Source organism: Rhodospirillales bacterium, from assembly GCA_016699855.1.
Classification (GTDB): Bacteria; Pseudomonadota; Alphaproteobacteria; order Reyranellales; family Reyranellaceae.
Map to the genome: position 1 here is coordinate 2,402,133 of CP064988.1, position 19,520 is coordinate 2,421,652.

The following is a 19,520-nucleotide window of genomic DNA, read 5'->3' on the forward strand; positions in this document are numbered from 1 at the left end:
CGGCGGGCGCCCCGCTTCGGTTGCGTGGTGGCGCAAGGCATAGACGAGGGTCGGCGTCGGAGCAAGGCGGCCGGCCACGGCGCCACGGAAAACGGCGCCGGAGACGATCCGGCGCCGTTCGTCGGTGGATTCCGGCGTCGTCAGCCGACGCGCGAGAGCGAGAACTCCAGCGCGCCGAAGCGGATCTTCTTGGATTGCGTGATCTCGCGGATGCCGTGGCTCGGCAGCAGCTGCGCGCCGTCGATCCAGGTGCCGCCCGGCGTGCCGAGATCCTCGAGACCGAGGCGGCCCGGCGCCAGATGCACGCGCGCGTGCGGGTTGCCGATCGACGCCTCCGGCACGACCAGCTCGCCGCCGCCGGCCGAGCCGGTGATGGTGTAGACCTGCTTGCCGTCGGCGGCGACGAGCGTGAACGGCACGCCGCCGGGCCCGGGCGTCGAGAACGACCAGCCCGGCGCGCTCGCCGGCGCCGCCTCTGGCGCGGGCTGCGGCGCGGCGGCCGGCGGTGGCGCCTCGGCTGGACCGGGAGGCATCTCGCCCGATGGCGTCGAGCGACCGGTGACGACCGTCGCCATCGGGTCGACCGGCGCGGCGGCTGGCGGCGGCGCGGCGGCCGGCGGATATCCGGGCGCGGGCTGTGGCGGATAGCCCGGCGTCGGTGCCGGCGGCTGGCCGCCCTGCGGCGGGTAGCCCGGCTGGGGTGGCTGACCTTGCTGCGGCGGATAACCCGGCTGGGGCGGTTGACCCTGCTGCGGCGGATAGCCCTGCGGCGGCGCCGGCGGCTGACCGGGCTGCGGCGTATAACCTTGCGGCGGCTGCTGAGGATAGCCCTGCGGCGGCGGTGGCGGATAGCCGCCGGGCGCCTGCGGCGGGTAACCCTGCGGCGGCTGCTGCGGGTATCCCTGCTGCGGCGGATAGCCTTGCGGCGGCGGCGCGTAGCCCTGCGGCGGTTGGCGATACGGCTGCGGCGGATATCCCGGCGGCGGCGCCGGATAGCCCGGCGGCGGCGCGCCGTAGCCGGGCTGGCCGTAGGGCGCCGGGGCCATGCCCGCGCCCGGCAGCTCGAACGGCACCTTGCCGCCCTCGCGCGGCCAGCGCACGAACGCGAGCGCGTAGAGCAGACCGAGCTGCAGCAGACCGACAAGGCCGCCGATGATCGGGATGAGGCCGAGGATGAAACCGCCGACGCCGATCGCCACCGCGTACCAGCCGGGATAACCGGCCTTCTCGAGGATCCGCCACCACATCCAGACGCCGAGCGCCGTGAACAGGAGGGTGAAGATGATGCTCGTGATCATCGACGGCCTCCCGACATCTGCGCGATCACGTCCTGCACGGTCGAGCGTCGTCCGGACTCGCCGGCCGGCCACTTCGCGAACGCCAGGATCGCCATCACGACCAGCGTCCCGAGGCCCGGGAACAGGTTGAGCAGCGACAGGAACGGCGAGAATCCGGCCCGTTTGAGGATGAACCAGAATGGCACGGTCAGGATCGCCGCGACGACCAGCCAGATGATGAGGAAGAACACCCCCATCGTCGCGAATACCGCTCCGAAATCGCCCCCGCCCATCGGCGCCTCCCGTATCCAGAAAACCGCGACGCTACACCGTCGCCACGAGTTCGATCTCGACCTTGGCGTCGCGCGGCAGCCGCGCCACCTGGATGGTGCTGCGCGCCGGCGCCGGGTCGGGGAAATACGTCGCGTAGACGCCGTTCATCGCCTGGAAGTCGTTCATGTCGGCGAGAAACACCGTCGTCTTGACGGCCTTGCCGAGGTCGCTGCCGGCCGCCGCCAGCACCGCGCGCAGATTTTTCAGCACCTGGTGCGTCTGCGCCTCGATGGTGTCGCCGGCGAACTGGCCGGTGGCGGGATCGATCGGAATCTGGCCGGCGCAGTACACCATGCCGCCGGCGGTGATCGCCTGCGAATATGGACCTAGCGCCGCCGGCGCCGCGTCGGAATGAACCTTCTGACGGACCATGCCGTTCTGCCCCCAATTTCCGCGCGAACGTCGCATGAGCGGCCGCTCCGAGGCAAGGAAAACGCGCGCCGCACGCGAATCTCCGCCGTGAATCGGCGTTTTCCGACGACGCGCGCCGACGCCGGCTCTTTCCTTGACTCAATCCCGGCCCGTCACCATTATCCGCGCCGTTTTCGGGCGGAGGGGCTGTAGCTCAGCTGGGAGAGCGCCTCGTTCGCAATGAGGAGGTCAGGGGTTCGATCCCCCTCAGCTCCACCATCCGCAAGGCCGGACGCCGAGGGAGCGCGCGCTCCTCGTCCGCCTGTCCGAGAACGGCCGGCGCGGCGCGCCGATGGCCCCGAAATTGCGTTTCGACCATGTCCGGCCTAACGTCGGCCGTCGTGGATTCATTCTCGGAGGCTTGAACATGGTTCAACGTCGCATAGCCACCATCGCCCTCGCGGCGTTTCTCACCGCCGGGCCCGCGCTGGCGCAGACCGCCCTGCCGCCGCTGCGCACCGGGGTCGACGGCACCTTCGCGCCGCACGCCATGCCCAAGCTGGGCGGCGGCATCGAGGGCTTCCAGATCGACCTGTTCACCGAGGTCGCCAAGCGCATGAAGCGCGAGATCACGATCGACGCCGTGAGCTTCTCGACCTTGATCCCCGGCATGGCGTCGGGCCGCTACGATTTCATCGCCGCGCCCACCACCGTGACCAAGGAGCGGGCCGAGAACATGCTGTTCACGGCCGGCTACCTGTGGACCGCCTTCCAGTTCGGCATCAAGAAAGGCTCGGCTCCGATCAAGGGCTGGGAGGATCTCAAGGGCAAGGCGGTGTCGGTCAACAAGGGCACGCCCTACGAGAAGCTGAGCAAGGAGATGGGCGAGAAGCACGGCTTCACCGTGCAGGTCTACGACACCCAGCCGGACGCCACCCAGGCCGTGCTGTCGGGCCGCGCCTACGCCACGCTCGGCGGCAACACCACGATCGTCTACGCCGCCAGCAAGAACCCGCAGTTCGTCGCCGACCTCGAGCTCAAGGAGACGCGCGCCCACTGGGCCGCGCCGGTGCCCAAGGGCAACGTCGAGCTGCGCAAGCAGCTCCAGGACGCGCTGGACTGCATGAAGAAGGACGGCACCATCGTGAAGCTCTCGACCAAGTGGTTCGGCCGCGAGCCGCCGGCCGACGGTCTGGAGCGCGTCATCACGCCGGGTTACGGCGTGCCGGGCATGCCCGGCTACGATCCGACGCCGCACGCGCTGAACTGCGGCTGACCCCGGCCGATGGCCGGCAAGCCGATCGTCGAGGCGCGCGGCGTCCACAAGCATTTCGGCGCCCTTCATGTCCTGAAGGGCGTCGACCTCGCGGTCGCCGAGCGCGAGCTGGTGTTCGTCATCGGACCGTCGGGCTCGGGCAAGTCGACGCTGCTGCGCTGCCTCAACCGGCTGGAGGAGCCGTCGTCGGGCGGCGTCGTGGTCGACGGCATCGACATGCTCGACCCGCGCACCGACATCAACCGCGCGCGCCAGCGCATCGGCATGGTGTTCCAGTCGTTCAACCTCTATCCGCACATGACGGCGCTGGGCAACGTCACGCTGGCGCTGCGGAAAGTCGCCGGAAAATCGCGCGCCGAGGCCGACGAGGCCGGCCGCGCGGCGCTGGAGCGCGTCGGGCTGGCCGACCGCGCCGACCACCGTCCCGCCGAGCTGTCCGGCGGCCAGCAGCAGCGCGTCGCCATCGCCCGCGCCATCGCGCTGGAGCCGCGGGTCATGCTGTTCGACGAGCCGACCAGCGCGCTCGATCCCGAGCTGGTGGGCTCGGTGCTCGCGGTCATGCGCTCGCTGCGCGAGAGCGGCATGACGATGATCGTGGTCAGCCACGAAATGGGCTTCGCGCGCGCCGCCGCCGACCGCGTGGTGTTCATGGACGACGGCCTGATCGTCGAGCAGGGACCGCCGGCGCGCATCTTCGAGAGTCCGACCGAGGAGCGCACGCGCGCCTTCATCGGCCAGATCCAGCGCCATTGAGGCGCCGCCGATGACCAACTGGGAGCGCTTCCTCGACACGTTCTTCAACGCCAAGGTCATGGCGAAGTACCTGCCGGACATCCTCTCCGGCGTCGTGGTCACGATCGAGCTGGCGGTGCTGATCATCGTCACCGGCCTGCTCGCGGGCCTGGCGCTGGCGCTGCTGCGCAGCCTCGCGATCCGGCCGCTGAACTGGCTGATCATCTTCACCGTCGACCTGTTCCGCTCGCTGCCGCCGCTGGTCATCATCGTGCTGCTGTATTTCGGCCTGCCGGCGTCGGACATCTCGCCGTCGGGATTCGTCTCGACCTGGCTGTCGCTGGCGCTGGTGCTGATGGCGTTCTCAGAGGAGATCTTCTGGGCCGGCATCACCTCGGTGCCGAAGGGACAGTGGGAGGCGGCGCGCTCGACCGGCCTGTCGTTCGGGCGGACGTTGATCGACGTGGTGCTGCCGCAGGCGCTGCGCATAACCATCCCGCCGCTGACCAACCGCACCATCGCGATCACCAAGGGCACGGCGCTGGGCACCGTGGTCGCGGTCACCGAGATCCTGGGCCAGGCCAGCTCGGCGATGTCGAACTCGTACAACCCCTCGCCGCTCATGATGGGCGCCGCCGCCTACATCGTGCTGTTCTTCCCGGTCGTGGTAGCGGGGCGCTGGATCGAGACCAAATTCGCGTGGAAGCGATGATCCAGAGCTTCTTCAACCCCGAGATCATCGCCGCCGCCTGGCCGATCGTGCTCTCCGGCCTGCTGAACACGGTGCTGCTGTCGCTGCTGGTGGTGCCGCTGGGTCTGGCCGGCGGGCTGATCCTCGCGCTGCTGGCGAGCGTGCGGCATCCCGCCGTGCGCTGGCCGCTGATGGCGTGGGTCGATTTCTTCCGCGCCTTCCCGCCGCTGGTGCTGCTGGTGCTGCTGTTCGCCGGCCTGCCCTTCGCCGGCCTCGAGCTGGGCGGCTTCGCCTGCGTGGCGATCGCCTTCTTCCTCAACACCGGCGCCTACTACGGCGAGATCCTGCGCGCAGGCATCGACTCCGTCCCGAACGGCCAGATCGAGGCGGCGCGCTCGACCGGGCTGGGCCGCCTCCAGACCATGGCCCATGTCGTGCTGCCACAGGCCGTGCGCAACGTGCTGCCGGACCTGCTGTCGAACACGCTGGAGGTGGTGAAGCTGACCTCGCTGGGCAGCGTCGTGGCGGTGCCCGAACTGCTCTACCAGGCGCGCCAGGCGCAGAGCCTGACCTACAACCCGACGCCGATCGTGGTGGCCGCGATCGTCTACTTCCTGCTGCTGTGGCCGCTGGTGCGCCTGCTGAGCCGGCTGGAGAACCGCGCGCTGGCGGGACGGCGCTGAGGCCGGCTTTACAAAGCCGTCCCGACCCACTAGACGTGCCGCGCCTTGACGACCGGGTTCCGGGCGGAGGGGGCCGTAGCTCAGCTGGGAGAGCGCCTCGTTCGCAATGAGGAGGTCAGGGGTTCGATCCCCCTCGGCTCCACCATCCGCCCATACGCAACCAACGGCGCCCTCTCGGGCGCCGTTGGTCGTTCCGGGGCAACGTTCACGCCGTCGGCGGCGCGCTCCAGCGCGGACCCGGCGGGTCGAGCGAACGCACGACGTGCACCATCAGCGCCATGCCGAGCACCGGCACGATCAAGTTCAGCAGCGGCACCGTGCCGCCGAGCGCGATCAGGATGCCGGTCAGCCAGACGCGGCCCGGCTTCTGGCGCCGCGCCGCGGTCACCTCGGCGACGGGCGCGCGGCGCAGCCCGACCTGCTCGAAATACTCCGACCCGATCAGCCGGCCGTTGACGGCGTAGAACAAAATTAGCCCGGTGGGCGGCACGAACAGCAGCAGCAGGTACACCGGCAGCAGCACCAGGTTGATGGCCACCAGCAGGCCGAAGAATTTCAGGCCGGAGACGATGCCGGTCCACACCGGGATGCCGTGCGCCTTGCCGAGATGCGGGTAGTGCCGCGCCTCGACCGCGTCGGCGACCTCCTCGAGGAACAGGCTGACGATCACGCCGAACGACGCGGGGAAGAGCAGGAACGGCAGAAGGAAGGCGGCCAACCCCGCCAGCCAGCGCACGCCCTGGTTCAGCCAGCGGTTGGCGCCGTCTCCGATCCAGCCGATCTGGAAGGTCGGAATCATGCCGACGAGGAAGCCGGCCGCGACCCAGATCAGGACCCCGATCACCAGCGCCAGCGCCAGCGATTTGAGGATCACCCAGCGCAGCCTCGGATCGCCGAGCTGGCTGAAGGATTTCTCGAGCGCGCCGAAAAGCGAGTACTCCATGGCGCGCAATATAGCGGCCGGGAGCGCCGCCCGCCAAGCCGCGGCGCCCCGGATCAGGCGGGTGGCGGCGTCCAGCGCGGCGCGGGCGGGTCCAGCGAACGCGCGACGTGGAGGACCAGCGCGACGCCGACGATCGGCATCACGAGGTTGAGCAACGGGATCGTGCAGCCGCACGCGATCGCGGCGCCGGCGAGCCACACCCGGCTGCCGCCAGCGTCCCGCCTCTCTCTCGCGCGCTCCGGACTCTCGCGCCGCGCGTCGATGCGACGCAACAGGACGTCGCCGATCAACCAGCCGTTCACCGCGTAGAAAAGGAGGACCGGCGCCGGTTGGAACGGGAGCAGGATCACGTACATCGGCGTCAGCAGCGTGTTCGCGACGCAGAAGAGGCCGAGGAGGCGAAGGCCGGAGACGACGTCCACGACGACCGGCGCGGCCGGTACGGCCGCGAGGTGCGGATAGTGCCGCGCTTCGCAGCGCCCGGCCACCCTGTCGACCACGAGCGCGTTGGTGAGGCAGAGGCAGACGGGAAACGCGGCGAGCGGCAGGGTGAAAGCGAGGCCGACGGCGACCGCGCGCACCATGACGTTGAGCCACCGGTTGAGGAACGCCGCGTATTCGCTGGACCACTCAAGCTCGATGACCGGCATCGACCTCACGAGCCAGAGCGCGCCGACGAACACCGCGACGTGGAAGGCGACGGCGATCGCGGCGCAAAGCGCGATCGACCCGCGAAGCCTGGGGTCGTCGAGCTGGCCGAACGACCGCCCGACCATCGTCGCGATGGAAAAATCCATCCTTGGAGTATAGCGGGCACGGGTCGCCACGCCACGCCGCGGGACGATCACCGCGCGGCCGTGCCGGTCGACAAGACGCCCGCGGACTATCGGGCGCGAAGGGTCGACGAACGTCCGGGGACGGCGTCAGCGGTCGAGCCGCGCGGCGCCGACCATCGGCCCGAAATCGGCCATCTGCACCAGCACGGCGACGCCGGACGCCGGCAGCCGCGCCGCCGGCACCGTCCAGGCGGCGGCCTCGCCACGCCACGCCGCCAGCCGCTCGATCGAGCGCACGACGTTGTGGTTCACCAGCGTGGCGCCGCCGTTCTCGCCGCGCGCCACCTGCGTGCTGTGGCGCGCGTCGAACGTCACCAGCCACACGTCGCAGCCCTCGACCCCGGGGGTCGCGGGCAGGGACACCGCGACGCCGTCGCCCGCGCGGGCCAGCGCCGGACGCGCGCGGCGTCCGTCGCGCTCGTCGGCCGCCCGGAGCAGAAGCTCCACCTTCGTGAGATCGCGGCCCGAATTGTGGGCCAGACCGCCGACCACCATCTCCGGCGTGTAGACGTAGCGCTGTTTGAGCGACTTGGCGTAGCCGCGCTGGCGCTCGGTGAAGGCGGCGCTGGCGAACGGATCCTTCCAGCCTATGTAGTCCCAGTAGTCGACGTGGAAGGACAGCGCCAGCACGCCCTGCCGCCGCGCCAGCTCGCCGAGATTGCGGTCGGCCGGCGGGCAGGAGGAGCAGCCCTGCGAGGTGAACAATTCGACCACCAACGGACCGTGCTCCGAAGCGGCCGTCGGTCCGCCGGCGAGGGCGGCTCCGGCCGCCGCGCCGAGGAGGACGCGACGGCGCCCAAGCGCGCCGGCCCCCGCGAGGGGTCCGCGAGCGGCACGAAAGCCACGCCACGACGAGGAAACCATAGGGCAAATTCTGCGCGCGCCCCGGTCCGCTTGCGAATCAATTCGCGGTGACGCCCGGCGCCGGGCGCGGCCCGGCGCCCGCTTCGGACTCGCCTTTTGCCGGCGAATCGCTATGTTATATTCTAACATAATGGCCCGCCGATGACCGACCACGATCACGCCCACCACGACCACGCGCCGCCCGCCCCGGCGGCGGCGGCCGATTTCGCCTCGGCGCTGATGTCGATGAGCGCGGCCCGCCGCATGGCGTGGGCGGCCGGCGCCGTCGCGGCGCTGTGGCTGGCGGTGTTCTGGGCGCTGTCGTTCCAGCCGGCCAAGCTGGCGGCCCTGGCCGCCCTGCCGGGAGCGGCATCGTGAGCGTCGCGCTGCGCCTGCGGGACGTGACGGTCAGCTACGACCGCCACCCCGCCGTCCACCACGTCAGCGCCGACATCGCCGAGGGCGCGTTGACCGCCGTGGTCGGTCCCAACGGCGCCGGCAAGTCCACCCTGCTCAAGGCCATGGTCGGGCTGGTGCGCGGCGTCAGCGGCAAGATCGAGTTCCCCGGCCGCGACCGCTCGCGCGTCGCCTATCTGCCGCAGCAGGCCGAGATCGACCGCGCCTTCCCGATCAGCGTGTTCGACATGGTGCTGCTGGGCGCCTGGACCGGCATCGGCGGGTTCGGCGCGGCGCGGCCCGCCGACCACGCCGGCGCGCTGCGCGCCATCGACGCGGTCGGTCTGCGCGGCTTCGAGCGGCGGCCGCTGGCGACGCTGTCGTCGGGCCAGTTCCAGCGCGCGTTGTTCGCGCGCATGCTGCTGCAGGACGCCGAGATCATCCTGCTCGACGAACCGTTCAACGCCATCGACTCGCGCACCACGGCGGATCTGCTGGCGCTGGTGCGGCGCTGGCGCGACGACAAGCGCACGGTCGTGTGCGTGCTGCACGATCTCGACCAGGTCCGCGCGCATTTCGGCGACACGCTGCTGCTGGCGCGCGAGCTGGTGGCGGCCGGTCCGACCGAGCGCACGTTGACGCCGGCCAACCTGCTGAAGGCCCGCGCCATGGCCGAATCGTGGGACGACCACGCCGAGTTCTGCGCCGCCGACCGCGCGGCGTGATCAAGTGACCGCCGCTTTGGACGTCATGGCGACGACGCGCACGTCGCGATCGGGCCGACGAGAAGCCCCTCATCCGCCCCTTCGGGCACCTTCTCCCCCGATGACGGGGGAGAAGGGGTTGTCTTTCCGTCTCCCCCTGACGAGGGGGAGAAGGTGCCCGAAGGGGCGGATGAGGGGCTTCCCGGCCGCTCCAATCCGCGCCCTCCGCGGTTAGGCGCCGCCCGTGGACAACCCCTACGACCTGCTGTTCGCGCCGTTCATAGACCACGGCTTCATGCGCCGCGCGCTGGTGGCGTGCCTGGCGCTGTCGGCCGGCAGCGCCACCGTGGGCGTGTTCCTGATCCTGCGGCGCATGAGCCTGATGGGCGACGCGCTGGCGCACGCGCTGCTGCCGGGCGCGGCGATCGGCTTCCTCGCCGGCGGCCTGTCGCTGCCGGCGATGAGCGCCGGCGGCTTCGTCGCGGGCATCGCGACCGCGCTGCTGTCCGGCATGGTGTCGCGCTACACCAACCTGCGCGAGGACGCGAGCTTCGCGGCCGCCTACCTGACGGCGCTGGCGCTGGGCGTGATGATCGTGTCGCTCAAGGGCTCGACCGTCGATCTGATGCACATACTCTTCGGCACCATCCTCGCGGTCGACGACCTGTCGCTGGTGCTCGTCGCCGGCACCGCGTCGCTCACGCTGCTGGGCATGGCCGCGATCTACCGGCCGCTGGTGGTGGAGTGCTTCAACCCCGGCTTCCTCGCCGCCGTCGGCGCGCGCGGCTCGATCTACCACTACGGCTTCCTCGGGCTGGCGGTGCTCAACATGGTGGCGGCGTTCCAGGCGCTCGGCACGCTGATGGCGCTGGGCCTGCTGCTGCTGCCGGCGGTGGCCGCCTCGTTCTGGGCCCGCGACGTCGCCTGGATGGCGCTGGTGGCGTTCCCGATGGCGGCGCTGTCGGGCGTCGCGGGGCTGCTGATCTCCTACCATTCCGGCCTGCCGTCGGGCCCGTCGATCGTGCTGGTCGCCAGCCTGTTCTACATCGCCTCGCTGCTGGTCGGCTCCAACGACAGCGTGCGGCAGAGGGCGCAGGGGCCGGCGCATCTGAGGGGGTAGCGCGCGCGGCCTTGGCGACGCCGCGACACTGGGGTCGGCGCGAACGATAGATTGACGACAACGCACGCCGGTCTACTTGGAGCAGTGGAGACTCGCAATAGTCGAGAAATTGCTACTCGCGTCCTGTGGGGGCAATCGCAACGGACACACCAATGTCGATTTTAAAGTCCACAGTACCCTTGTTGAGTGTGCACGTACCAGCAGAGAGGACAGGCGCTTCGACTGATGTGGAATCAGTCTGGCTCTGAACTTCCCAGTCACCATAGTAGCGCGTGTGACCGTCGCGCTCACGCATGACCAAAAGATTCCGCTCGAAACGCATCGTCAGTGCACAATCCTCGAAATGTGACCAGCCAGTCTCTCGTTGTGCGTGCGAAGCAGCGGCATCGTTGTGAAAGAAGATGTTTAGGTTGCCGTACGTCCAATGGATGGCGACGACGTTCTCAAGAGTCGGTCCATCAAAACCCCAATCCGAGAGCCGCTCCCGCGGGTAGTTGCGTCCATGCAACGTGACTAGGCGCATCGTTTGCTGCATTTCTACCTCCTAAGAGCTTCGCGAAAATTGGTCTTCAGAATTCGAACTTCGTCAGAAGCGCAGCATCGAATAGAGAGTGGCAATATATATGTCAATTAACACCAAAGATTGTGTCCCTCTCGTCGATGGGGCACCTGGCAGTTGATGATGACGCGTCCTCCGCGTAGCCTCTGCCGTGACGGCGCAGCAATATTGGATGTCGAGCTCATGTCATGACCAAGGCCGTTTTCACGGTGAAGGTCGACCCGACCTATGACGACTTGCCAGAGCGTTGGTACCACTTCCCTCGCCCCTACCTCCGTCAGGCAGAGGCGGCCGTTGGCGATCTGATCGTCTACTACGAGCCGCGCCGCCAGGATTCTGATCCGGCCGGCCGTGCCGGCCGACAGGCGTATTTCGCAACGGCGCGCGTGGAGGGAATTCGTTCCGACCCGCGGCGCGCCGACCATTTCTTCGCCGATATTGACCCACACAGCTACGTCGAGTTCGATCGGCCCGTACCGTTCCGCGACGGCCGGGAGTATTTCGAGCGCGGTCTGCGCAAGGTCGACGGATCGACCAATAAAGGCGCGTTCGGCCGCGCCGTGCGCAATATCGCGGCCGACGAGTACGAGGCGATCGTCTCGGCAGGATGTTCGCCGACGCTGGACTCGCTCCGGATCGAATCAGCCGTGCAGCCGGGCCTTGCTGAGGAGCCGATGTTCTTCGAGCGACCCATCGTCGAGCGAATCCAGAACAAGCGGTTCCGCGACGCCATCTTCGCCCGGCATATCCGCGATATCTACCGCGATACCTGCGCCATGACGGGCATCCGCATTGTCAACGGCGGCAACCGCGCGGAGATGGAAGCGGCGCACATCATCCCCGTCGAGGAGAACGGCCCGGACTCGGTGCGCAACGGCCTCGCGCTCTGCCGTACCGTCCACTGGCTGTTCGACCGGGGCTTCGTGTCCGTCGCGGACGACCACTCGATCCTTCTAGCGGAGAAGCAAGTCGACGACCGGCTCGCGACGCTATTTCGGTCCGAGGGCAGAATTCTCGTGCCAGACGATCCACGCGCGCAACCGCACCCGCAGTTTCTGCGATGGCACCGGGAGAACCGATTCAAGGGCGCCCCGCCCGCCTATTGAATTCGACGTCGGGCTCGTCAGGATCTGACGTCCCTTTCATTTAGCGCCCCGCCACGCGTCGCGGCCGGCGCGCCGCCGTCTGCGGCGCGCCGACGCCCTCCGCCAGCAGCGCGGTCGCGAGCTGGTTCAGGCTGACGCCCTCCGTCCGGGCGCGATCAACGAGCCGGCGGTGCAGCGACTTCGGTACACGTTGCACCCACTTGCCGCTATAGGCGACCTGCGACGCCGGCGGCGGCACGACGTCGCCGAACTCGCGCGCCGTCAGTACCCAGGACCGGATCGCGTCGCGGATCTCCGCCAGCGCCTCCTCGGCGGTCTCGCCGGTCGCCAAGCATCCCGCCAGCTCCGGCACGCGCGCGGCATAGCCGCCGCCATCCTCCACGGACAGGCGCTCCAAGGTCACGCTGTAGGCGTCGACGGGAACGTCGTCGTCCCCCATCCGCTTACGCATCCCCATCGTCGTCCTCCATCAGCGCCACGAACAGCCGGACATAGACCGGCTTGATCGGCTTGCGCGCCGGCACCGTCAGCCGCCGTCCATCGGAATGTCGGAACGTGACGTGGCTCGTTCCCGGCTGGCGGTGCGCGACGCCGGCCCGATCGGCGACCGCCTTCAAATCCTCGATGCGCCAGTCCCCTCTGGGATTGGCGCGCATCCGCTCGAGACGCTTGTCGGCCGACACCATGCGGTAATATAGTATCGCTAGCGGTATCAATCAATGTCGTCGGCGCGGACCGGTGGTCCACGCGCCGCCCGGCCGATCCGCGCACAGCCGAGACGCGTCCGGGAGACTGACACCCCCTCCCCGCCGTGCTAGCGAATCGGCATGGCTCCACCGTCCGCCGCCCCGACCCCGTCCGCCACCACGCCCGCCGGCGAGGACCGGCCGTTGCGCCATCTCTGGCTGGTCGACGGCTCGGGCTACATCTTCCGCGCCTTCCACGCGCTGCCGCCGATGACGCGGCCGGACGGCACCCCGATCAACGCGGTGTTCGGCTTCTGCAAGATGCTGACGCAGTTCATCGAGGACCCGGCCATCGACCACGTCGCGGTCATCCTCGACGCCGGCCGCCACACCTTCCGCAACGCGATCTACCCCGAGTACAAGGCGCACCGGCCGGAGCCGCCGGAGGAGCTGGTGCCGCAGTTCCCGCTGTTCCGCGAGGCCACCCGCGCGTTCGGGCTGCCGTGCATCGAGATGCCGGGCTACGAGGCCGACGACCTGATCGCGACCTACGCGCGCGAGGCCGTGGCGGCCGGCGCCGACGTCACCATCGTGTCGTCCGACAAGGACCTGATGCAGCTGGTCGGCGACCGGGTGGCGCTGTTCGATCCGATCAAGATGCGCCGCATGGGCCGCGACGAGGTGGTCGAGAAGTTCGGCGTTCCGCCCGACAAGGTGGTCGACGTGCAGGCGCTGGCCGGTGATTCGACCGACAACGTGCCGGGCGTGCGCGGCATCGGCGTCAAGACGGCGGCGCAGCTCATCCTCGAGTACGGCGATCTCGACACGCTGCTGGCGCGGGCCGGCGAGATCAGGCAGCCGAAGCGGCGCGAGGCGCTGACGACCAACGCCGACATGGCGCGGATGTCGCGCGAGCTGGTGCGCCTGAAGGACGACGTGCCGGTGGAGCGCTCCGCCGATTCGTTCGACAAGCGCGCGCCGGACCCGACGGTGCTCGTGCCGTGGCTCGAGGTCCAAGGCTTCCGTTCGCTGACCGCCAAGTACCGTGCGATGCTGCCGGCGGGCTGGACGCCGCCGGCCGATGGCGCGGCGCTCCCCGGCGGCGCCGACGCCGGGCCGGCCCCGTCGGAGGATCCCGCGACCGGCGCCGCGGTGCCGGAGGCGGCGGCCGCCTCGATCCAACCGCCGCCGGGCGCGCCGGACTGGCGGCTGCCGCGCACGGCGCCGTTCGGTCTGACCGACTACGAGCTGATCGACGACAGCGCGCGGCTCGACGATTTCATCGCCGCCGCGCGCGCGGCGGGCGTGGTGGCGTTCGACACCGAGACCGACGCGCTGGACTCGCTCAACGGCAACCTGGTCGGCCTGTCGCTGGCGCTGCCGGACGGACCGATCGCCGATATCGGCGCCGGCCGCCGGCGCGCCGGCTACCTGCCGCTGGCGCACCGCGCCGCGGCCGGCGCCGCGCAGGGCGCGCTGGATCTGCTGGGCGACGGCGGCGGCGCCGCGGACGGAGAGGGCAAGGGCGCGCTACTACCCGGCCAGATCGCGCTCGACATCGCGATCGCGCGGCTCAAACCTCTGCTGGAGGCCCCCTCGGTCCTCAAGGTCGGACAGAACGCCAAGTACGACCGCGCCGTGATGCTGCGCTACGGGATCGACCTGTCGCCGGTCGACGACACGATGCTGCTGTCCTTCGCGCTCGACGCCGGCAGGAACGGGCACGGCATGGACGAGCTGGCGCGGATCCACCTCGGCATCGAGACGATCAAGTTCGCCGACGTCGCCGGCAGCGGCGTGAAGCAGATCACCTTCGACCGGGTGCCGGTCGACAAGGCGCGCGACTACGCCGCCGAGGACGCCGACGTCACGATGCAGCTCTGGCTGATCCTCAAGCCGCGCGTGCTGGCCGAGCGCATGGCCACGCTCTACGAGGTCGAGGAGCGGGCGCTGATCCCCGTGCTGGTCGACATGGAGCGCGCCGGCGTCAAGGTCGACGCCGCCGAGCTGCGCCGGCTGAGCGCCGATTTCGAACGCCGCATGGCCGATCTCGAGATCGAGGCGCACAAGCTGGCGGGCAAGAGCTTCAACCTGAACTCGCCCAAGCAGCTCGGCGAGATCCTGTTCGACGAGCAGAAGCTGACCGGCGGCAAGCGCAACAAGAACGGCGCCTGGGGCACCGACGCCGGCGTGCTGGAGGACCTCGCGACAGCCGGTCACGCGCTGCCGAAGACGGTGCTCGAGCACCGCTCGCTGGCCAAGCTCAAGGGCACCTACACCGACGCGCTGGTGCAGCAGATCGACCGCCGGACCGGCCGCGTGCACACGTCGTACCACATGACCGGCGCGTCGACCGGCCGGCTCGCCTCGACCGACCCCAACCTGCAGAACATCCCCGTCCGCACCGAGGACGGCCGCAAGATCCGCAAGGCGTTCATCGCCGAGGACGGCAACGTCCTGCTGTCGGCCGACTACTCGCAGATCGAGCTGCGCCTGCTGGCGCACGTCGCCGACCTCGCCTCGCTCAAGGAGTCATTCGCGCGCGGCGAGGACATCCACGCGCGCACCGCCTCGGAGGTGTTCGGCACGCCGATCGAGGGCATGGACCCGTCGGTGCGCCGGCAGGCCAAGGCGATCAATTTCGGCATCATCTACGGCATCTCGGCGTTCGGTCTGGCCGCCCAGCTCGGCATCGGCCAGGGCGAGGCGCGCAAGTACATCGACGCCTATTTCGCGCGCTATCCCGGCATCCGCGCCTACATGGAGACCACGAAGGCGTTCTGCCGCGAGCACGGCTTCGTGGTGACGCCGTTCGGGCGGCGCATCCACCTCGCCGGCATCAACGACAAGAATCCGGCGCGGCGCGGCTTCCACGAGCGCGCCGCGATCAACGCGCCGCTGCAGGGCGGCGCCGCCGACGTCATCAAGCGCGCCATGACGCGCCTGCCGGAGAAGCTGGCCGGCGCCGGGCTGAGGACCCGCATGCTGCTGCAGGTGCACGACGAGCTGCTGTTCGAGGCGCCCGAGGACGAGGCCGACGCGGCGTCGGCGCTGATCAAGGGCGCGATGGAGACGGCCGCGACGCTGTCGGTGCCGCTGGTGGTCGAGGTCGGCCGCGGCGCGTCGTGGGCGCAGGCGCATTGAAGCCGGGGGAGCGCGCGCGATGACCTTCCCCCTCCGATCGACGGCCGCGTGCGCCGCCCTGCTGGCGGCGCTCTGGACCGGCGCGGCGCCGGCGCAGGAGAACGCGACGGCGCGCCCTCCGGTCGTGGCGCCCGGCCTCAACGCGGTGATCGAGAAGAGCGAGCCGGCCGGCTGGAGCTCGGTCAAGGACATCGACGCCCTGACCGACCCGAAGGCGCTCACCGCGGCGCAGGGCAAGTGGTGGCGCGACGAGGCGCGGCGCATGCAGGCCCTGCCGGCCGGCGGTGCCCTGAAGGCGGCGCGCTCGGGGCCGGTGCTGATGCTGGCGCTGCGCGGCGGCCGCGCGCTGAAGCTGTTCGACCAGGGCGTGCCCGGCGCGGGCCTGCACGAGGGCGACCGGTTCCACACGCTGGCGGGCGCGTCGCCGGCGGCCGGACACTACGTCGTGCAGGTGTCGATGAACGAGTTCGAGTTCCACTGGCTGGTGTCGCACGCCACCGGCGCGATGGCGTCGGTGCCGGCGAAGCCGGTGTTCACGCCCGACGCGGCGCGCGCCTTCGGCTTCCGCGACGAGCTGATGAACGGCCGCGAGCTCGGCGTGGTAGCGTTGACGCCGGAGGGTGGAACACCGGAAAAAGTGGAGTGGAAGCCGGGCGACGAGCCGGACGTCAAGTTCGAGCTGCGCTGGGCGCCGGACGGACAGGCGATCCTGGTGTCCGAGACCAGGGCGGGGAAGCGCGTCGACTACCGCCTCGCGCGGCGCGACGGCGCGTGGCGGCGGCAGTGAGCGACAGCGTGGGGAGCGACGGATGCTGAAGATCTACGGGCGCGCCAACTCGATCAACGTGCAGAAGGCGCTGTGGGCTGCCGACGAGTGCGGGCTGGCCTACGAGCGGATCGACGTCGGCGGCGCCTTCGGCGGCAACGACCAGCCGTGGTACCGCGCCATGAACCCCAACGGCGTCGTGCCGACGATCGACGACAACGGCTACACGCTGTGGGAGTCCAACTCGATCGTGCGCTATTTCTCCGCGACGCACGCCGCCGGCACGTTGTGGCCGGTCGACGCGAGGCGGCGCGGCGACGCCGAGCGCTGGATGGACTGGCAGCTCACCGTCGTGCAGGCCGGCATGACGACGCTGTTCTGGGGCCTGGTCCGCACGCCGCCTGAGAAGCGCGACCTCGCCGCGATCGAGAAGGCCCGCGTCGACACCGCGGCGCTGTGGTCGCGGCTCGACGCGCACCTCGCCGAACGCCCCTACGTCGCCGGCGACAGCTTCACCATGGGCGACATCCCGGCCGGCGCGATGTGCTACCGCTGGCTCAACCTGCCGTTCGAGCGCGGCGACCTGCCGCCGCACGTCCATCTGCGGGCGTGGTACGCGCGGCTGCTGGAGCGTCCCGCCTACGCCAGGCACGTCGCCATCCCGATGACCTGAGACCGGCGCGCGTGGCGTCCGCCGTCCCGTATTTCAGCCAGTGGGCGTCGGCCGACCGGGCCGCCGACATCCTGTCGGGCGCGTTGCGGCTGGCCGACGATCCGCGCTGGGCGGAGTCCGGCGCGGCGGACGCCGCCGACTACGCGCGATGGGCCGACCACGTCTGCGGCATGGCCTGCCTGAAGATGGCGCTGGCGGCGCGCGACGGGCGCGACGTTCCGTTGCTCGAGCTGACGCGCGGCTGCGCGGCCTACGGCGGCTACGTGCTCGAAGGCGACGACATCCGCGGCCTGATCTACGCGCCGTTCACCCGCTTCGTCCGAGAGCGCTTCGGGATCGAATCCGAGGTCGTCGTCGATGTCGGCGCCGCCGACCTGCCGGCGATGCTGAGGCGCGCCCGCTTCTTCATCGCCTCGGTGCATCCCGCGATCCGGCGTCCGGACGACACGCCGCCGCGCAAGGGCGGCCATCTCGTGCTGGTGACGGCGGCCTCGGCCGACGCCATCGTCTTCCACAACCCTTCCGGCCACGACCGCGCGGCGCAGATCGACGTCGCGCTGGCGCCGCCGGTCTTCGACCGCTTCTTCGCCGGCCGCGGCATCGCGATCCTGCCGTGAGCCGCGGCGTCGGCCCGTGATGGCGCGCGCGCGTCGAGCCGCGACGTGGCGACACGCCGCCATGGCCATGGCGCTCGCGGCGGCGGTCGTCCTGCCGTTCCTCGTCGCCGACTACATGGTGTTCCGCTTCACCCTGGCGGTGATCTGGTCGATCGCCGTGCTCGGCATGGTCGTCCTCGGCGGCGTCAGCGGGCAGCTCTCGATCGGCCACGCCGCGTTCTACGGGCTCGGCGCCTACACCGCGGCGCTGCTCGCCAACCGCACCGGGGTGTCGCTCTACTGGGCGCTGCCGCTGGCGGCGCTGCTGTGCTGGGCGGCGGGCTACGCCTTCGGCCGCGTGGCCGGCCGCCAGAGCCTGTGGAACCAGGCGCTGATCACCTACGCTCTGGTGATCGTGTTTCCGCAGACGTTGCGCTCGCGGCTGGTCGAGGGGCTGACCGGCGGCACGCAGGGCCTCTACCTCGACGCGCCGGCGGCACCCGCATGGATCGGCCTCGGCACCGACCGCTGGTGGTACCTGCTGAGCCTGGCGGTCCTCGTCTGCGGCATGTGGGCCGTGCGCAACCTGGTCGACAGCCGCTCCGGCCGCGCGCTGCGCGCCGTCCGCGACCACGACACGGCGGCGGCGGTGCAGGGCGTCGACGTCGACCACCACCGCGCCAACGCCTTCGGCCTGAGCGCCGCGTTCGTCGGCGTCGCCGGCTGCCTGGCGGCCATCCAGTTCGCCTACGTCGCGCCCAACACCTACTCGTTCTGGCTGTCGGTGCAGTTCCTGATGGGCATGGTCGTGGGCGGCATGCACTCGATCTACGGCGCCGTCATCGGCGGGCTGTTCCTGCAGTTCATGCCCGATCTCGCCGCCGTCGTCGGACGCGGCCAGTCGCACATCCTGCTGGCCGCGCTGCTGGTGGCGACGATCGTGCTGATGCCCGACGGGCTGGCGGGGCTGGCCGCGCGCGCGGCCGGCGCGCTCAGGCGGTGGCGCGCGCGCTGACGGCTACCGCCGCGGCGGACCGGCGAACGGATGCGTGCTCGACAGCCCGCCATCGACCGGAAAGGCCTGGCCGTTGACGTAGGACGCGTCGTCGCTGGCGAGGAACAGCGCCATGGCGGCGATCTCCGACGGCGCGCCGTAGCGGCGCAGCGGGTTTAGCTGGCCGATCTTGTCGACGCTGCCGCGCTCGCGCGCGCGGTCGAAGATCGGCCGCGTCATGCCGGTCTCGATCAGGCCGGGGCAGATCGCGTTGACGCGCACGCCCGTCCCCGCGAGCGACGTCGCCGCCGTCTGCACCAGGCTGACCACGCCGGCCTTGCTGGCGCTGTAGGGATGGCCGCCGGCGTTGGCGCGCAGCGCCGCGACCGATGCCGTGCAGACGATCGATCCCCCGCCCTGCGCCACCATGCGCGGCGCGGCGTGCTTGATGGCGAGGAACGGACCGACGAGGTTGACGCGCAGGATCTCCTGCCACTGCTCGACGGTCTGCTCGAACAGCGGCGTGGAGCCGCCGCTGACGCCGGCGTTGGCGTAGACCGCGTCCAGGCCGCCGAACTCGGCGACGGCGCGTTCGACCATCGCCCTGACGTCGGCCTCGGCGCCGCAATCGGCGGCCAGCGCGACGGCCCTGCCGCCGGCGGCGGCGATGCGCGCGGCGGTCTCGGCGACGGCGGCCTCGGTCCGGTCGACCGCCAGCACGGCGGCGCCCTCGGCCGCGAACAACTCGGCGCTGGCGCGGCCGATGCGTGCCCCCGCCGGCACGGGGGGCCGCCCCGCCGTAAGGCCCGGC

The 19,520-nt window shown here is 70.6% G+C and carries 23 protein-coding genes and 2 tRNA genes; 15 read left to right on the forward strand and 10 right to left on the reverse strand.

Going from position 1 to position 19,520, the window contains the following annotated elements:
- Positions 1-140: 140 nt before the first annotated feature.
- The 3 genes from IPK81_11250 to IPK81_11260 form a co-directional block, all read right to left on the reverse strand.
- A complete protein-coding gene (locus IPK81_11250) occupies positions 141-1,298 on the reverse strand; it encodes a hypothetical protein (protein QQS14677.1) in 1,158 nt (385 codons plus the stop codon).
- A complete protein-coding gene (locus IPK81_11255; protein QQS15062.1) occupies positions 1,295-1,534 on the reverse strand; it encodes a hypothetical protein in 240 nt (79 codons plus the stop codon). Before IPK81_11255 ends, IPK81_11250 begins: the two co-directional genes overlap by 4 nt.
- Before the next feature lie 67 nt (positions 1,535-1,601).
- A complete protein-coding gene (locus IPK81_11260; GenBank protein ID QQS15063.1) occupies positions 1,602-1,982 on the reverse strand; it encodes a RidA family protein in 381 nt (126 codons plus the stop codon).
- 182 nt (positions 1,983-2,164) lie between these two features.
- Here IPK81_11260 and IPK81_11265 point away from each other — a divergent pair.
- The 6 genes from IPK81_11265 (at position 2,165) to IPK81_11290 (ending at position 5,488) form a co-directional block, all read left to right on the forward strand.
- Positions 2,165-2,240 (forward strand) — tRNA-Ala (locus tag IPK81_11265).
- A 148-nt stretch (positions 2,241-2,388) separates the two neighbouring features.
- Entirely contained in the window at positions 2,389-3,237 is an 849-nt protein-coding gene (locus IPK81_11270; protein QQS14678.1) for a transporter substrate-binding domain-containing protein, read from the forward strand.
- A 9-nt stretch (positions 3,238-3,246) separates the two neighbouring features.
- A complete protein-coding gene (locus IPK81_11275; GenBank protein ID QQS14679.1) occupies positions 3,247-3,990 on the forward strand; it encodes an amino acid ABC transporter ATP-binding protein in 744 nt (247 codons plus the stop codon).
- 10 nt (positions 3,991-4,000) lie between these two features.
- The gene (locus IPK81_11280) at positions 4,001-4,681 is read left to right on the forward strand and encodes an amino acid ABC transporter permease (protein QQS14680.1); all 681 of its coding nucleotides are present in this window, start codon (positions 4,001-4,003) and stop codon (positions 4,679-4,681) included.
- Positions 4,669-5,343, forward strand: coding sequence for an amino acid ABC transporter permease (locus IPK81_11285; protein ID QQS14681.1), 675 nt, complete (start codon positions 4,669-4,671; stop codon positions 5,341-5,343). The genes IPK81_11280 and IPK81_11285 overlap by 13 nt, the downstream gene beginning before the upstream one ends.
- Positions 5,344-5,412: 69 nt before the next feature.
- Positions 5,413-5,488: transfer RNA gene (locus IPK81_11290), tRNA-Ala, on the forward strand.
- A 60-nt stretch (positions 5,489-5,548) separates the two neighbouring features.
- Here the strand turns inward: IPK81_11290 and IPK81_11295 are convergent.
- The 3 genes from IPK81_11295 to IPK81_11305 all read right to left on the reverse strand — a co-directional run bounded on the left by IPK81_11295 (position 5,549) and on the right by IPK81_11305 (position 7,839).
- Entirely contained in the window at positions 5,549-6,286 is a 738-nt protein-coding gene (locus tag IPK81_11295; protein QQS14682.1) for an EI24 domain-containing protein, read from the reverse strand.
- Positions 6,287-6,339: 53 nt separating this feature from the next.
- On the reverse strand, positions 6,340-7,083 hold the full coding sequence (locus tag IPK81_11300) for an EI24 domain-containing protein (GenBank protein ID QQS14683.1): 744 nt from the start codon (positions 7,081-7,083) through the stop codon (positions 6,340-6,342).
- Between the two features lie 126 nt (positions 7,084-7,209).
- Positions 7,210-7,839, reverse strand: coding sequence for a DUF1223 domain-containing protein (locus IPK81_11305; protein QQS14684.1), 630 nt, complete (start codon positions 7,837-7,839; stop codon positions 7,210-7,212).
- 288 nt (positions 7,840-8,127) lie between these two features.
- On the opposite strand from IPK81_11305, the gene IPK81_11310 reads away from it, so the two are divergent.
- The 3 genes from IPK81_11310 (at position 8,128) to IPK81_11320 (ending at position 10,185) form a co-directional block, all read left to right on the forward strand.
- The gene (locus IPK81_11310; protein ID QQS15267.1) at positions 8,128-8,343 is read left to right on the forward strand and encodes a hypothetical protein; all 216 of its coding nucleotides are present in this window, start codon (positions 8,128-8,130) and stop codon (positions 8,341-8,343) included.
- Positions 8,340-9,086, forward strand: a complete 747-nt coding sequence (locus tag IPK81_11315; GenBank protein QQS14685.1) for a metal ABC transporter ATP-binding protein — start codon at positions 8,340-8,342, stop codon at positions 9,084-9,086. The genes IPK81_11310 and IPK81_11315 overlap by 4 nt, the downstream gene beginning before the upstream one ends.
- 274 nt (positions 9,087-9,360) lie before the next feature.
- A complete protein-coding gene (locus IPK81_11320; protein QQS15064.1) occupies positions 9,361-10,185 on the forward strand; it encodes a metal ABC transporter permease in 825 nt (274 codons plus the stop codon).
- A gap of 112 nt (positions 10,186-10,297) precedes the next feature.
- Here the strand turns inward: IPK81_11320 and IPK81_11325 are convergent, their stop codons facing one another.
- Entirely contained in the window at positions 10,298-10,720 is a 423-nt protein-coding gene (locus IPK81_11325; protein ID QQS14686.1) for a hypothetical protein, read from the reverse strand.
- A 212-nt stretch (positions 10,721-10,932) separates the two neighbouring features.
- Between IPK81_11325 and IPK81_11330 the strand changes: the two genes are divergently transcribed.
- A complete protein-coding gene (locus tag IPK81_11330; protein ID QQS14687.1) occupies positions 10,933-11,850 on the forward strand; it encodes an HNH endonuclease in 918 nt (305 codons plus the stop codon).
- A gap of 40 nt (positions 11,851-11,890) precedes the next feature.
- Here the strand turns inward: IPK81_11330 and IPK81_11335 are convergent, their stop codons facing one another.
- Together IPK81_11335 and IPK81_11340 are read right to left on the reverse strand one after the other, a co-directional pair.
- Positions 11,891-12,289, reverse strand: coding sequence for a type II toxin-antitoxin system HicB family antitoxin (locus IPK81_11335; protein QQS15065.1), 399 nt, complete (start codon positions 12,287-12,289; stop codon positions 11,891-11,893).
- Positions 12,290-12,293: 4 nt separating this feature from the next.
- Complete coding sequence (locus IPK81_11340) at positions 12,294-12,536, reverse strand: hypothetical protein (protein ID QQS14688.1); 243 nt, start codon at positions 12,534-12,536, stop codon at positions 12,294-12,296.
- A 141-nt stretch (positions 12,537-12,677) separates the two neighbouring features.
- On the opposite strand from IPK81_11340, the gene polA reads away from it, so the two are divergent.
- The 5 genes from polA to IPK81_11365 all read left to right on the forward strand — a co-directional run bounded on the left by polA (position 12,678) and on the right by IPK81_11365 (position 18,730).
- On the forward strand, positions 12,678-15,680 hold the full coding sequence (gene polA, locus IPK81_11345; GenBank protein QQS14689.1) for a DNA polymerase I: 3,003 nt from the start codon (positions 12,678-12,680) through the stop codon (positions 15,678-15,680).
- A gap of 19 nt (positions 15,681-15,699) precedes the next feature.
- A complete protein-coding gene (locus IPK81_11350) occupies positions 15,700-16,467 on the forward strand; it encodes a hypothetical protein (protein ID QQS14690.1) in 768 nt (255 codons plus the stop codon).
- A 22-nt stretch (positions 16,468-16,489) separates the two neighbouring features.
- A complete protein-coding gene (locus tag IPK81_11355; protein QQS14691.1) occupies positions 16,490-17,119 on the forward strand; it encodes a glutathione S-transferase in 630 nt (209 codons plus the stop codon).
- 11 nt (positions 17,120-17,130) lie between these two features.
- A complete protein-coding gene (locus IPK81_11360) occupies positions 17,131-17,736 on the forward strand; it encodes a hypothetical protein (GenBank protein QQS14692.1) in 606 nt (201 codons plus the stop codon).
- 61 nt (positions 17,737-17,797) lie between these two features.
- Positions 17,798-18,730, forward strand: coding sequence for a branched-chain amino acid ABC transporter permease (locus IPK81_11365; protein QQS14693.1), 933 nt, complete (start codon positions 17,798-17,800; stop codon positions 18,728-18,730).
- A 3-nt stretch (positions 18,731-18,733) separates the two neighbouring features.
- Here the strand turns inward: IPK81_11365 and IPK81_11370 are convergent, their stop codons facing one another.
- Positions 18,734-19,492: an SDR family oxidoreductase gene (locus tag IPK81_11370; GenBank protein ID QQS14694.1), complete on the reverse strand. Its 759-nt coding sequence runs from the start codon at positions 19,490-19,492 to the stop codon at positions 18,734-18,736.
- Between the last annotated feature and the right edge of the window lie 28 nt (positions 19,493-19,520).

What these genes read in the sequence shown, in the direction of transcription:
- IPK81_11250 (QQS14677.1), bottom strand. Translation starts at nt 1,298, where the DNA reads ATGATCACGAGCATCATCTTCACCCTCCTGTTCACGGCGCTCGGCGTC.
- IPK81_11255 (QQS15062.1), bottom strand. Translation starts at nt 1,534, where the DNA reads ATGGGGGTGTTCTTCCTCATCATCTGGCTGGTCGTCGCGGCGATCCTG.
- IPK81_11260 (QQS15063.1), bottom strand. Translation starts at nt 1,982, where the DNA reads ATGGTCCGTCAGAAGGTTCATTCCGACGCGGCGCCGGCGGCGCTAGGT.
- IPK81_11270 (QQS14678.1), top strand. Translation starts at nt 2,389, where the DNA reads ATGGTTCAACGTCGCATAGCCACCATCGCCCTCGCGGCGTTTCTCACC.
- IPK81_11275 (QQS14679.1), top strand. Translation starts at nt 3,247, where the DNA reads ATGGCCGGCAAGCCGATCGTCGAGGCGCGCGGCGTCCACAAGCATTTC.
- IPK81_11280 (QQS14680.1), top strand. Translation starts at nt 4,001, where the DNA reads ATGACCAACTGGGAGCGCTTCCTCGACACGTTCTTCAACGCCAAGGTC.
- IPK81_11295 (QQS14682.1), bottom strand. Translation starts at nt 6,286, where the DNA reads ATGGAGTACTCGCTTTTCGGCGCGCTCGAGAAATCCTTCAGCCAGCTC.
- IPK81_11300 (QQS14683.1), bottom strand. Translation starts at nt 7,083, where the DNA reads ATGGATTTTTCCATCGCGACGATGGTCGGGCGGTCGTTCGGCCAGCTC.
- IPK81_11310 (QQS15267.1), top strand. Translation starts at nt 8,128, where the DNA reads ATGACCGACCACGATCACGCCCACCACGACCACGCGCCGCCCGCCCCG.
- IPK81_11320 (QQS15064.1), top strand. Translation starts at nt 9,361, where the DNA reads ATGCGCCGCGCGCTGGTGGCGTGCCTGGCGCTGTCGGCCGGCAGCGCC.
- IPK81_11325 (QQS14686.1), bottom strand. Translation starts at nt 10,720, where the DNA reads ATGCAGCAAACGATGCGCCTAGTCACGTTGCATGGACGCAACTACCCG.
- IPK81_11330 (QQS14687.1), top strand. Translation starts at nt 10,933, where the DNA reads ATGACCAAGGCCGTTTTCACGGTGAAGGTCGACCCGACCTATGACGAC.
- IPK81_11335 (QQS15065.1), bottom strand. Translation starts at nt 12,289, where the DNA reads ATGGGGGACGACGACGTTCCCGTCGACGCCTACAGCGTGACCTTGGAG.
- IPK81_11340 (QQS14688.1), bottom strand. Translation starts at nt 12,536, where the DNA reads ATGGTGTCGGCCGACAAGCGTCTCGAGCGGATGCGCGCCAATCCCAGA.
- polA (QQS14689.1), top strand. Translation starts at nt 12,678, where the DNA reads ATGGCTCCACCGTCCGCCGCCCCGACCCCGTCCGCCACCACGCCCGCC.
- IPK81_11350 (QQS14690.1), top strand. Translation starts at nt 15,700, where the DNA reads ATGACCTTCCCCCTCCGATCGACGGCCGCGTGCGCCGCCCTGCTGGCG.
- IPK81_11355 (QQS14691.1), top strand. Translation starts at nt 16,490, where the DNA reads ATGCTGAAGATCTACGGGCGCGCCAACTCGATCAACGTGCAGAAGGCG.
- IPK81_11365 (QQS14693.1), top strand. Translation starts at nt 17,798, where the DNA reads ATGGCCATGGCGCTCGCGGCGGCGGTCGTCCTGCCGTTCCTCGTCGCC.